The organism is Pseudomonas sp. NFX1 (assembly GCF_051123555.1).
GTDB classification, from domain to species: domain Bacteria; phylum Pseudomonadota; class Gammaproteobacteria; order Pseudomonadales; family Pseudomonadaceae; genus Aquipseudomonas; species Aquipseudomonas capeferrum.
Genome location: NZ_CP169366.1, coordinates 722,275 through 734,046, shown reverse-complemented (window position 1 = coordinate 734,046; position 11,772 = coordinate 722,275). Strand labels below are relative to the sequence as shown.

Genomic DNA, 11,772 nt, shown 5'->3' with positions numbered 1-11,772 from the left:
ATTGAAGGGCGAAACTTGAGTATGGACCGCCACACCGGGGCCGCCATGGGACTAAAGTCACAACCGACCTGCAAATTTGCAGACAACGCCAATACGCCCCATAACGGTGCAAATTCTCTAGAATAGGCCTCCCCTTCCGCCACTGAGCACCCCATGGATATCGAACAGGCCCGTACCTTTCTGGAAATCGTGCGTTGCGGCAGCCTGGTCGCCGCCGCTGAGCGCCTGTTCGTATCGCAGACCGCGATTACTGCACGGGTGCAGCGCCTGGAGCAGCAACTGGGCTGCCAGTTGTTCGTACGCAGCCGCAACGGCGCCAGCCTGACCAGCGATGGCGAGGCCTTCGTCAGCTATGCCAACCAGCTGGTGCAGACGTGGGAAGCGGCGCGCCGCGACCTGCCGCTGCCTGAAGGGTGCCAGCAGGTGCTGCATGTGGGCGGCGAAGTGAGCCTGGGCAACCCGATGATGCTCGACTGGGTCAGCGCCCTGCACCGCGAGCTGCCCAGCCATGCCATCCGCAGCGAGGTGAGCGATGGCGAGTCGCTGCTGCGCAAGGTGGAGATGGGCCTGCTGGACGCAGCGTTGGTCTATCAGCCGACCTACGGGCCGGGCCTGCAGGTGGAGCAATTGATGGAAGAGAAGTTGATCCGCGTGCGCCGGGTCGACCAGCCAGACCCGTACATCTACATCGACTGGGGGGAGGCATTCCGCCGCCAGCACGACGCCGCCCTGCCCGACTGCGCGCGCCCGGCACTGAGCTTCAACCTCGGGCCCCTGGCTCTGCAGTTCATCCTCGACCAGGGCGGCAGCGGCTACTTCCGTACCCGCGTAGTGCAGGCCTATCTGGACAGCGGGGTGTTCGAGCGGGTACCCCAGGCACCAGAATTCACCTACCCGACATTTCTGGTGTACCCGCGCAAGCGCGACAGCGAGGCCCTGCAACAGGCATTCGCGATACTGCGCCGGCTCGTGGCCGCCGGCGTCAGCGACTGGTCACAGCGCTGGGACCCGGTGATCTGAAGCATTGCCCGCGGCGCTGAGCAACTGGCGTTTGAGGCCGGCGATCAGGTCGGTCTGGGTGACCACCCCGACCAATTGGCCAGCGTCGATTACCGGCAAGCAGTGCAGCCCTTGTTCACACAGCAAGGGCAACAGGCGCTCCAGCGGGTGCTGGCTGCTGACACTGATCACCCGCCGGCTCATCACCTGCGCCATGCGCACCGCCTTGCGCCCGAACAGGCCGCGCCATCGGAACTGTCCCCGCTGCATGGCAGGCCCGACCAGGTCGCTGAGGCTGACGATGCCCACCAACTTGCCATGCTGCAGTACCGGCAGGGTTTTCAGGTGGTGACTGGCCAGCATCTTCCACGCCTGCTCCAGGGTGGTGTCAGGCGACGCGAACTGCACATCCCGGGACATCACCGATGCCGCAGTAATACCGCCAAGGCTGCGTTGCAGGGCATGCTGCTCGGTGGCAAGGATGATGCGTTCCAGCTCGTCGCGGGTGACATCGACGAACTCGCCCAACTCTTCAAGCGCCTGGTCCAGGTCGGCGCCGCTGACCCCGACGCGCTCATTGGGCAGCGGGTCATGGGTGTGATGCAGCTCTTTGCGCGGGGCATTGCCCTTGGGGTAGCGCACGCCGGTCAAACGGTTGTAGAGCACCGCCACCGTCACCAGGATCAGCGCATTGAGCAGCACCGGCTCCAGCAGATGGTCACCCAGGGCCGTAAGCCCCGAATCGGCCAGCACTGCACTCACCGCCACCCCACCGCCCGGCGGGTGCAGGCAGCGCAGCAGGCACATCAGCAGCACCGAGATCGCCAGGGCTGCGGCAGCCACCCACAGCTCAGGCCCGAAGCCCTGGCGCATGGCCAGGCCGACAGCGCCCGCCAGGGCGTAACTGCCCAGCACTGGCCAAGGCTGGGCCAAAGGGCCGGAATGCACGGCAAATACCAGCACTGCCGAGGCAGCCAGGGGGCCTAGAAGGTGCAAGGCGATGCCAGGGCCGTAGGCCAGGCTGGTCAGCCAGCCGGCGAAGAACAGGCCGAGCAGTGCACCGGCTCCAGCACGCAGCCATTCTTTAGGAGATGTATTGAGGGGCGCAGGCAACAGCCGCTGCAGACGACTTTCGGAACGCGAGGCAGGCATTGGAATAATCGGGATCGTAGTTTTTCTGGTGAAAAAGAAAGCCCAGCCGAGCTGGCCTGGGCCCTGTATTGCCAAAGCAATAGCGCAAGGGGCTCCGTCCGTGGAGAGATGGAAACTGGGAAGTTTCGTGAGGGGATTGTGCCGGGCGGGGCTTACAAGGGCCAATTCAAAAAAATGCGGCTGTACTGCAATATTTTTGCAGTGGTGATCTGGCTGGCCCCGGCGTTATCGAGCCCGGCGCGGCAACTCGATATTCACCCGCAACCCGCCCAAAGGGCTTTCGAGCAGTACCAGGCGCCCGCCCCAGGCTTCGACGATATCGCGCACGATGCCCAGCCCCAGACCATGCCCATCGACCTGTTCATCCAGCCGCGAACCGCGCTCCAGCACCTGCAGCCGCTGGGCTTCAGGAATGCCCGGGCCGTCATCGTCAACCCACAGCTGGTAACCCCCTTCACTCGGCGCGATGCCCAGGCGCACCTCGCTGTCGGCCCACTTGCAGGCGTTGTCCAGCAGATTACCCAGCAGCTCCAGCACGTCTTCGCGATCCCAGGGCAGCAACAGCCCAGGCGGTACGTCCCGCTCAAGCACCAGGCCTTCACCGTGGATCATCCCCAACGTGCCCAACAGCCCTGGCAATTCGGCATCGCAGTCGAACTGGGCACCCGGCAAGGCATCGCCCGCCAGGCGAGCCCGGTTGAGTTCGCGCGCCAGGCGCTGCTGAATCTGCTCAAGCTGTGCGCGCATCTGCTCACGCACGTCGGGCAGCCCCTGCAAGCGCTCGCTGGACGCCAGGCTCAGCAGCACCGCCAACGGCGTCTTCAGCGCATGGCCCAGGTTGCCCAGGGCATTGCGCGAGCGGCGCAGGCTGTCTTCGGTGTGGCTCAGCAAATGGTTGATCTGCCCCACCAACGGTGCCAGTTCCACAGGTACTTCGGCATCCAGCTGGGAGCGCTTGCCCTGTTGCAACTGGGCGATCTGCTGACGGGCTCGCTCCAGTGGGCGCAACGAGCGCTTCACCGTGATGCGCTGCAGTACCAGTACCAGTATCAAGGCCACCAGCCCCATGCCCAGGCCGATCTGCTGCATGCGCCGGAAGCCTTCGCGCACCGGTGAGTAATCCTGCGCCACACTGATTGAGATGTCCTGGCCAAGGCGTCGATAGTCAGCGCGCAGCGCCAGCAATTGCTGGCCTTCAGGGCCTAGCTCGTGGCTATCGGAAAGGCCGGGCGCAGCAGGCCTGGGCATGTCCAGGTCCCACAGCGAGCGCGAACGCCAGGTACCTTGGTCAAAGTCGATGCGAAAGTAATAACCGGAAAACGGCCGCTGGTAAGCGCCGGAAATACGCCGCTCATCCAGCTGCAACCCTGAAGGGCCACGCACCAGTGCCACCAGCAGGTTCTCGCTTTCCTTGCGCAGGCCGTTTTCCAGGTAGCGCTGCAGGCCCGCCTCGAACAACCACAGGGTGAGCTGCGCCAGCACCACGCCAACCACCACCAGCACCGCCACCAGCCCCAGGCTCAGGCGCGCCTGGATCGACTTCACGCGACGTTCCCGGCGTAGATGTAGCCTTGACCGCGACGGGTTTCGATCACACTGCGGCCCAACTTGCGACGCAGGTGATTGACGTGCACTTCAAGCACATTGGAGTCGCGCTCGGTCTCGCCATCGTAAAGGTGTTCGGCCAGGTGGCTTTTGGAAAGGATCTGCTGCGGATGCAGCATGAAATAGCGCAGCAGCCGAAACTCGGCGGCGGTCAGCTGAATATCGACCCCATCACGGCTCACGCACTGTCGGCTTTCATCCAGGTGCAAGCCGGCAGCTTCCAAGGTGGGCTGATTGGCCAGGCCGCGGGCACGGCGCAGCAACGCCTGGATGCGCAACTGCAACTCTTCCGGGTGGAAGGGTTTGCTCATGTAATCGTCGGCCCCAGCCTTCAGGCCCTCGATACGTTCGGCCCAGGAGCCGCGCGCGGTCAACACCAGTACCGGCGTGGCCAGGCCGCCGGCGCGCCACTGGGCCAGCACATCGAGCCCCGGCAAGCCCGGCAGGCCGAGGTCGAGGACAATCAGGTCGTAGGGTTCGCTCTGGCCCTGGTACACCGCATCACGGCCGTCGGCCAGCCAGTCCACGGCATAGCCGTGGCGTTGCAGGCCGGCGATCAGTTCATCGGCCAGCGGCACATTGTCCTCGACAAGCAACAGGCGCATTCAGTCGTCTTCCTCGTCTTTGAGCAGCACGCCGCTGCGGGCATCCAGCTTGATTTCGCGCACCACCCCGGCAGGGGTCAACAGCTCGACCTCGTATTCGTAGCGTCCGTGTTTTTCTTCCAGCTCTGCCTCCAGCAGACGCGCCCCGGGGTAACGCCCCAGGGCTGAGTCAAGCAATTGCTCAAGCGGCAGGATGACGCCCTTTTGCCGCAGCTCAAGGGCTTCATCCTGATCGAGGTCACGGGCAACCGCCAGCGAACAGACAGCCATCAGCGCGAGGGCCAGGTAGCGAGCCTTGCGCGGTAGCGCTTTCATCAGGTGTCCTGTTTGTCCTTGAGTACTTCACCAGTCTTGGCGTCCAGATCGACGTCCCATTCGACGTTTTGCGCATCACGCAGTTCTACCTTGAGGATGTAACGGCCGTACTCGTTCTCGAGCTCCGAATCGGTGATGGTCGAGCCCGGGTGTTTTGCCTTGGCCGTTTCGGCCAGCTTCTGCAGGGACTGGACGGTACCGGCTTTTTCAAGGCCGCTGATTTCGTGAGCCGGTACATCGGCCAGGGCGACGTTGGTACCAACAGCCAGAGCAGCGGCAGCGAACAGGGCAGTCAAAGTCTTCATGAGGTTCTCTCCATCGAGATGTTCAAGTTGTCTACGGAGTTAAGATTACTCAAAGCTCCTTAAGCCAAGCTGAAAAAACTGGCCGCATGATAGCGCAAGCCGGAGCCCCATGAAGGTGGGAGTAGCGCGTTGCTGAATGTTAGGGCGCTGCCACGCCGGTACGGGTGTCGCCTACCCTCTGCAACTGGGGGACTCATCGCTTGCGGTAGTCGGGAGCACGTCCTGCCAGAAGCAGGCAGCGATGAAACTTTTCTCGGCATTGAATACATAACTGTTCATGATGATCTTCCGTCTGTGGAGATACAGTCGGCAACGTAGTGCTGCTGGGGCTTTGCAAGCAGTTGGAAGACGTCCCTCGCCACGAAACGCCAGTCAACCAAGCGGTTGGCTGACCGTGCGCCACCGGGCAGTTGCACGAACGCCCGCACCCCTTGCATCTGGCATGCTGGTAGAATCTGCCCCAGTATTTTTTTCAAGAGTCTCTACAACGTGGAAATCTTCAAGGAATTCACCTTCGAATCCGCCCACCGTCTGCCCCACGTGCCCGCCGGGCACAAGTGCGGTCGTCTGCATGGTCACTCGTTCAAGGTCGCGCTTCACCTCACCGGCCCGCTCGACCCGCACACCGGTTGGATCCGTGACTTCTCCGAAATCAAGGCGATCTTCAAGCCGCTCTATGAGCAGCTCGACCACAACTACCTGAACGACATCCCAGGCCTGGAAAACCCCACCAGCGAAGTCATCGCCAAGTGGATCTGGGAGCAGGTCAAGCCGCTGCTGCCGGAGCTGTCCAAGGTACGCATTCACGAAACCTGCACCAGCGGCTGTGAATACAGCGGCGATTGAGCTTGCCACTGCCACCCTTCATCCGCTGCCGACTGTGGCAGGGATGAACGGCGGCAGCCCCCTCAGAGCTCGCCGAATTGATGCGGAATGCTCAGGATCTCCAGGGCAATGAACCCCGCCTCACCCTCACGGGTATTGAAAAACCGGCCGCCCGCCCTCTGATAGCGACAAACCTTGCTTCCTCCCGGCGCCAACAACTGCAGGTTGCAGTGCCGATCGCCTTGTTTCAGCCCTTCGCGGGCCAGGCCATCGATCCTCCACAGACGGGCCCCATCGGGTTTGCGGTCGGCGCCCTTTGGTTCACTGGCAGGCCAAGCGCCCACGTAGCCCGACAAGAAGTTGTCACTGTGGTCCAGTACCCACCTGGATACCGCCCATACCCGGTCGGCTGGCCTTATCTCGTAATAGAGCGGCTTGTCATGCGCGTAGCTGCCCTTGGCGTAAGCGCCAAACCAGAACAGCTCGTAGTACTGCTGGGTCGCGGACTGGTAATCCGATGGATTGAGGTTTTTTTCCAGCACGCCGTCGGGCTCGGCCTGCAGATACCGATCCCAATGGCCGCGGGCACCCCCGCTGCCCGATTCGACCCAGACTGTCGACAGATGCCTTTTCGAATCGGCCCATGACTCAGGCTCGATGCGCACAGCCGAGCTTTGCCACCAACAACGGGCCAGGAAGGTATAACGGGAGTTGTAAACGTATTCGCTCATGCCGGTGTTCCTTCTCGTCAGGTCACAAGGCCCTTACGTTAGGCAACCACCGGTGTGCCAGGCAGGAGGAATCAGCTCACCCCAGCCCCTGCTGGAGAAAGGCCGGCACGATGTAGCGCTGGTAATGCGCCTCGGACAACAAGAAGAATTCGCGATCGATGGCATCGCGCAGCTGCGGCAATTCCCAGTCACGGAACTCGGGCAACAGCACCATGCCATAGGCTTCCAGGTCACGGATCATCCGCGCCCCACGGGCGATCAGCTGGTAAGCCCAGCAGTATTCCGACTGATGTTCGACAAAACGGATGGCACGCTGCTCCAGTTGCTGGCGCAGCAGGCTTTTGTCGAAGACTTCCAGCTTGGCCATCATCACTTGCACCAGCAACTGCTCCAGGCGCAACCACACGGCGCGCTTCTGCGCGTCGTCGTAGCCGTTCCAGTTGATCACTTCATGGTGAAAACGCTTGCAGCCACGGCATACCGTGTCTCCGTACACCGTGGAGCACAGGCCGACGCAAGGGGTCTTGATGGACTTGTTGGACATGAAAAACAACGGCTTTGCGGAGGAATACGGGCCCATGTTAGCCCTTTGTCTAACCGGGGTCACTCGTTAAAGTCATGTTCGCCGCCTTACCTTCGGGCTTTTTTTGCCGTAGAATCATCCCGCCTTTTCAAGGCAACAATGTCCGTTGGAAGCTGTTTTCAAAGCGTCACGAGCACAGTTAATCCGGTAGAACGGCGTTGGCCCGGGCCATGCACCCTCGCATGCCCGCGCCAGCCCTCATCAGCTCCCCGTTCTGCAGGCGTAAAACTTTGAAAGCAGCTTCTGTAAGGATTCTCTGCGACCCTGGCTGGGCGGCCCAAGAAGCCGTGATTGCGCATGGGTGCATGGAATGCTGGATGAGCGTCCCGGACTCCCTTTAGGGACCACTGATGAGGGTAATAACTGTGCTTGAAGCCTACCGCAAACACATCGAAGAGCGTGCCGCCCTGGGTATCGTGCCCCAGCCGCTGAACGCCGAACAAACTGCAGGCCTGGTCGAGCTGCTGAAAAACCCGCCGGCCGGCGAAGAAGCCTTCCTCGTAGACCTGATCACCAACCGCGTACCGCCAGGGGTCGACGAAGCTGCCTACGTCAAGGCCGCTTTCCTCTCCGCCGTAGCCAAGGGCGAAGCCAAGTCGCCACTGATCGACCGCAAGCACGCCACCGAGCTGCTGGGCACCATGCAGGGCGGCTACAACATCGAAACGCTGGTCGCGCTGCTGGATGACGCCGAACTGGGCGCCGTCGCGGCCGAACAGCTCAAGCACACCCTGCTGATGTTCGATGCCTTCCACGACGTGGCCGAAAAAGCCAAGTCGGGCAACGCCCACGCCAAGGCCGTGCTGGAGTCCTGGGCTGCCGGCGAGTGGTTCACCACGCGCCCGGCCATCGCCGACAAGTACACCCTGACCGTGTTCAAGGTGCCTGGCGAAACCAACACCGACGACCTGTCCCCTGCCCCGGATGCCTGGTCGCGCCCTGACATCCCGCTGCACGCCCTGGCCATGCTGAAAATGGCCCGCGACGGTATCGAACCGCAGCAGCCAGGTTCGGTCGGCCCGCTGGAGCAGATCGAAGCGGTCAAGGCCAAAGGCTTCCCGGTCGCCTACGTCGGTGACGTCGTCGGTACCGGTTCTTCGCGTAAGTCCGCCACCAACTCGGTGCTGTGGTTCTTCGGCGACGACATCCCATACGTGCCGAACAAGCGCGCTGGTGGTTTCTGCTTCGGCACCAAGATCGCCCCGATCTTCTACAACACCATGGAAGACGCCGGCGCCCTGCCGATCGAGTTCGACTGCACCAACCTGGGCATGGGCGACGTCATCGACGTGTACCCGTACAAAGGTGAAGTGCGCCGTCACGACAGCGACGAACTGGTCACCAACTTCGCCCTGAAAACCGAAGTACTGCTGGACGAAGTCCGCGCTGGCGGCCGTATCCCGCTGATCGTTGGCCGTGGCCTGACCGAAAAAGCCCGCGCCGAACTGGGCCTGGGTGCGTCCGACCTGTTCAAGAAACCAGAGCAGCCTGCCGAATCCGACAAGGGCTTCACCCTGGCGCAGAAAATGGTTGGCCGCGCGTGCGGCCTGCCAGAAGGCCAAGGCGTGCGCCCAGGTGCCTACTGCGAGCCGAAGATGACCACCGTCGGCTCCCAGGACACCACTGGCCCGATGACCCGCGACGAGCTGAAAGACCTGGCGTGCCTGGGCTTCTCCGCTGACCTGGTGATGCAGTCGTTCTGCCACACCGCGGCTTACCCCAAGCCGATCGACGTCACCACCCACCACACCCTACCAGACTTCATCCGCACCCGTGGCGGCGTGTCGCTGCGCCCAGGCGACGGCATCATCCACAGCTGGCTGAACCGCATGCTGATGCCTGACACCGTCGGCACCGGTGGCGACTCGCACACCCGCTTCCCGATCGGCATCTCGTTCCCGGCCGGCTCCGGCCTGGTGGCCTTCGCCGCCGCCACCGGCGTCATGCCGCTGGACATGCCAGAGTCGATCCTGGTGCGCTTCAAGGGCAAACTGCAACCCGGCATCACCCTGCGTGACCTGGTGCATGCCATCCCTTACTACGCCATCCAGAACGGCCTGCTGACCGTCGAGAAGAAGGGCAAGAAAAACGCCTTCTCCGGCCGCATCCTGGAGATCGAAGGCCTGGACGAGCTGACCGTCGAGCAAGCGTTCGAACTGTCCGACGCCTCGGCCGAGCGTTCCGCTGCCGGCTGCACCATCAAGCTGCCGGAAAAGGCCATCGCCGAGTACCTGAAGTCCAACATCACCCTGCTGCGCTGGATGATCGGCGAAGGCTACGGCGACCCACGTACCCTGGAGCGTCGCGCCCAGGCCATGGAAGCCTGGCTGGCCAACCCTGAGCTGCTGTCGGCCGACGCCGATGCCGAGTACGCCGAAATCATCGAAATCGACCTGGCCGACGTCAAGGAGCCTGTGCTCTGCGCGCCGAACGACCCGGACGATGCCCGCCTGCTGTCTTCGGTACAGGGCGAGAAGATCGACGAAGTGTTCATCGGTTCGTGCATGACCAACATCGGCCACTTCCGCGCTGCCGGCAAGTTGCTGGAGAAGGTCAAGGGTGGCATCCCTACCCGTCTGTGGCTGGCTCCGCCAACCAAGATGGACGCTCATCAGCTGACCGAAGAAGGCTACTACGGCATCTACGGCAAGGCCGGTGCGCGCATGGAAATGCCAGGCTGCTCGCTGTGCATGGGTAACCAGGCGCGCGTGCAGACCGGTTCGACCGTGGTCTCCACCTCGACCCGTAACTTCCCGAACCGTCTGGGCGACGCGACCAACGTGTACCTGGCATCGGCCGAGCTGGCTGCTGTCGCTTCGATCATCGGCAAACTGCCGACCGTCGAAGAGTACATGCAGTACGCCAAAGACATCGACAGCATGGCTGCCGACGTCTACCGCTACCTGAGCTTCGACCAGATCGCCGAGTTCCGCGAGGCTGCGGCCAACGCCAAGATCCCGGTGGTTCAGGCGTAATCAGCGGTAAGCAGTAACAAAAACCCCGGCAGAAATGCCGGGGTTTTTTATTGGGCGCTCGGCCCTCAGGGGCGACACCCTACCAGTGGGAGCGGGCTTGCCCCGCGAAGAGGCCCGCAAAGGCAACCTCAGATCACGAACAGGTCGACAAACCTGTGCACCGCCGTCGATTCCAGCTTCTGCTGGTCCTCGCACAGCTCGAAAATCGCCTCACAACGCTGCCGCGCAAACCGCGTCGCCAGGTTTTCCCTGAACTTCGCCTCCAGCAAGGGTATGCCCTCCCCGCGCCTGCGCCGATGCCCGACCGGGTACTCGACCACCACCTGCTCGGTGCTGCTGCCATCCTTGAAGAACACCTGCAGGGCGTTGGCGATGGAGCGCTTGTCAGCTTCCAGGTATTCACGCGTGAAGCGCGGGTCCTCGACCACCTCCATCTTCTCGCGCAGGCGGTCGATGCTCGGATGGGCAGCGTGAAAGGCATCCTCGTAATGCTCAGCCACCAGCTGGCCGAAAATCAGCGGCACTGCCACCATGTACTGCAGGCAGTGGTCGCGGTCGGCGGCATTGGCCAGCGGGCCACCCTTGGAGATGATGCGAATCGCCGATTCCTGGGTGGTGATGACGATGCGGTCTACCTCATGCAGGCGATTACGCACCTGCGGGTGCAGGCTCACCGCCGCCTCACAGGCGGTCTGCGCGTGGAACTCGGCCGGGAAACTGACCTTGAACAGCACGTTCTCCATCACATAGCTGGCCAGCGGCTGCGGCACGCGCAGCTCCTGCTGGGCGCTGGGCTTAAGCGCCAGGTCCTTGTTGGTATGGCTGAACGACACGTCGTAAAAGCCCCATTGCGGCGCAGTCAGCACACCCGGCACGCCCATCTCGCCACGTAGCGCGATATCGGCCAGGCGCACCCCACGGCTGGATGCATCGCCCGCCGCCCAGGACTTGCGCGAACCGGCGTTGGGCGCATGGCGGTAGGTACGCAGGGCCTGGCCATCGACGAAGGCATGGGACAACGCCGAGAGCAATTGCTCGCGGGTGGCGCCCATCAGCTTTGCGCACACGGCCGTGGAGGCCACCTTGACCAGTATCACGTGGTCCAGGCCAACGCGGTTGAAGGAGTTTTCCAGCGCCAGCACACCCTGGATCTCGTGAGCCATGACCATGGCTTCGAGCACTTCGCGCATGAGCAGTGGGCTTTCACCCTTTGCCACGTGTTTTTGCGACAGGTGATCGGCCACGGCCAGGATGCCGCCAAGGTTGTCCGAGGGGTGCGCCCACTCGGCGGCCAGCCAGGTGTCGTTGTAGTCCAGCCAGCGCACGATGCAGCCGATATCCCAGGCGGCCTTGACTGGGTCCAGCCGATACGCGGTGCCGGGCACACGGGCGCCGTTAGGTACCACGGTGCCTTCCACCAGCGGGCCAAGGTGCTTGGTACATTCAGGAAAGCGCAGGGCCAGCAGGCCGCAGCCCAGGGTATCCATCAGGCAGTTGCGCGCGGTGTCCAGCGCCTCGGGGGATTCGACCCGGTAGGTCAGGACATAGTCGGCGAGGGTTTGCAGCACCCGGTCGTAGTCCGGGCGCTCGTTGAGGTCTACGTTGGCGCTCATCATCTGCTCCCTTCAGAAGTACTGAGGCTGCTGTGCAGCCCCGCTCGAAGCCGAGCGCCAATGG

Annotated in this window: 11 protein-coding genes; 3 read left to right on the top strand and 8 right to left on the bottom strand. The window is 62.9% G+C overall.

What is annotated here, in order from left to right:
* Positions 1 to 153 precede the first annotated feature (153 nt).
* On the top strand, positions 154 to 1,020 hold the full coding sequence (locus tag DJ563_RS03260; RefSeq protein WP_274100614.1) for a LysR family transcriptional regulator: 867 nt from the start codon (positions 154 to 156) through the stop codon (positions 1,018 to 1,020).
* Here the strand turns inward: DJ563_RS03260 and DJ563_RS03255 are convergent.
* From DJ563_RS03255 to DJ563_RS03235, 5 genes are all read right to left on the bottom strand, one after another.
* On the bottom strand, positions 994 to 2,151 hold the full coding sequence (locus tag DJ563_RS03255; protein WP_274100613.1) for an HPP family protein: 1,158 nt from the start codon (positions 2,149 to 2,151) through the stop codon (positions 994 to 996). The genes DJ563_RS03260 and DJ563_RS03255 overlap by 27 nt on opposite strands.
* Positions 2,152 to 2,376: 225 nt before the next feature.
* Complete coding sequence (locus DJ563_RS03250) at positions 2,377 to 3,696, bottom strand: ATP-binding protein (protein ID WP_434518799.1); 1,320 nt, start codon at positions 3,694 to 3,696, stop codon at positions 2,377 to 2,379.
* Positions 3,693 to 4,361 carry a response regulator transcription factor gene (locus DJ563_RS03245; RefSeq protein WP_274099391.1) on the bottom strand — a complete coding sequence of 223 codons (669 nt, stop codon included), beginning with the start codon at positions 4,359 to 4,361 and terminating at the stop codon, positions 3,693 to 3,695. Before DJ563_RS03245 ends, DJ563_RS03250 begins: the two co-directional genes overlap by 4 nt.
* Positions 4,362 to 4,676, bottom strand: coding sequence for a PepSY domain-containing protein (locus tag DJ563_RS03240; protein ID WP_186655086.1), 315 nt, complete (start codon positions 4,674 to 4,676; stop codon positions 4,362 to 4,364).
* A complete protein-coding gene (locus tag DJ563_RS03235) occupies positions 4,676 to 4,981 on the bottom strand; it encodes a PepSY domain-containing protein (RefSeq protein WP_274099390.1) in 306 nt (101 codons plus the stop codon). Before DJ563_RS03235 ends, DJ563_RS03240 begins: the two co-directional genes overlap by 1 nt.
* 489 nt (positions 4,982 to 5,470) lie before the next feature.
* Here DJ563_RS03235 and queD point away from each other — a divergent pair, with 489 nt between their 5' ends.
* Positions 5,471 to 5,827: a 6-carboxytetrahydropterin synthase QueD gene (queD, locus tag DJ563_RS03230; RefSeq protein WP_434518798.1), complete on the top strand. Its 357-nt coding sequence runs from the start codon at positions 5,471 to 5,473 to the stop codon at positions 5,825 to 5,827.
* A gap of 62 nt (positions 5,828 to 5,889) precedes the next feature.
* Here queD and DJ563_RS03225 read toward each other — a convergent pair whose 3' ends face one another.
* Both DJ563_RS03225 and DJ563_RS03220 read right to left on the bottom strand, forming a co-directional pair.
* Positions 5,890 to 6,537: a hypothetical protein gene (locus DJ563_RS03225; RefSeq protein WP_434518797.1), complete on the bottom strand. Its 648-nt coding sequence runs from the start codon at positions 6,535 to 6,537 to the stop codon at positions 5,890 to 5,892.
* Positions 6,538 to 6,613: 76 nt separating this feature from the next.
* Complete coding sequence (locus DJ563_RS03220; protein ID WP_434518796.1) at positions 6,614 to 7,081, bottom strand: DUF1289 domain-containing protein; 468 nt, start codon at positions 7,079 to 7,081, stop codon at positions 6,614 to 6,616.
* A gap of 404 nt (positions 7,082 to 7,485) precedes the next feature.
* Here DJ563_RS03220 and acnB point away from each other — a divergent pair, with 404 nt between their 5' ends.
* A complete protein-coding gene (gene acnB, locus DJ563_RS03215) occupies positions 7,486 to 10,095 on the top strand; it encodes a bifunctional aconitate hydratase 2/2-methylisocitrate dehydratase (protein WP_434519689.1) in 2,610 nt (869 codons plus the stop codon).
* 128 nt (positions 10,096 to 10,223) lie between these two features.
* Here the strand turns inward: acnB and prpD are convergent, their stop codons facing one another.
* Entirely contained in the window at positions 10,224 to 11,708 is a 1,485-nt protein-coding gene (gene prpD, locus DJ563_RS03210) for a 2-methylcitrate dehydratase (protein WP_434518795.1), read from the bottom strand.
* Positions 11,709 to 11,772: the final 64 nt, after the last annotated feature.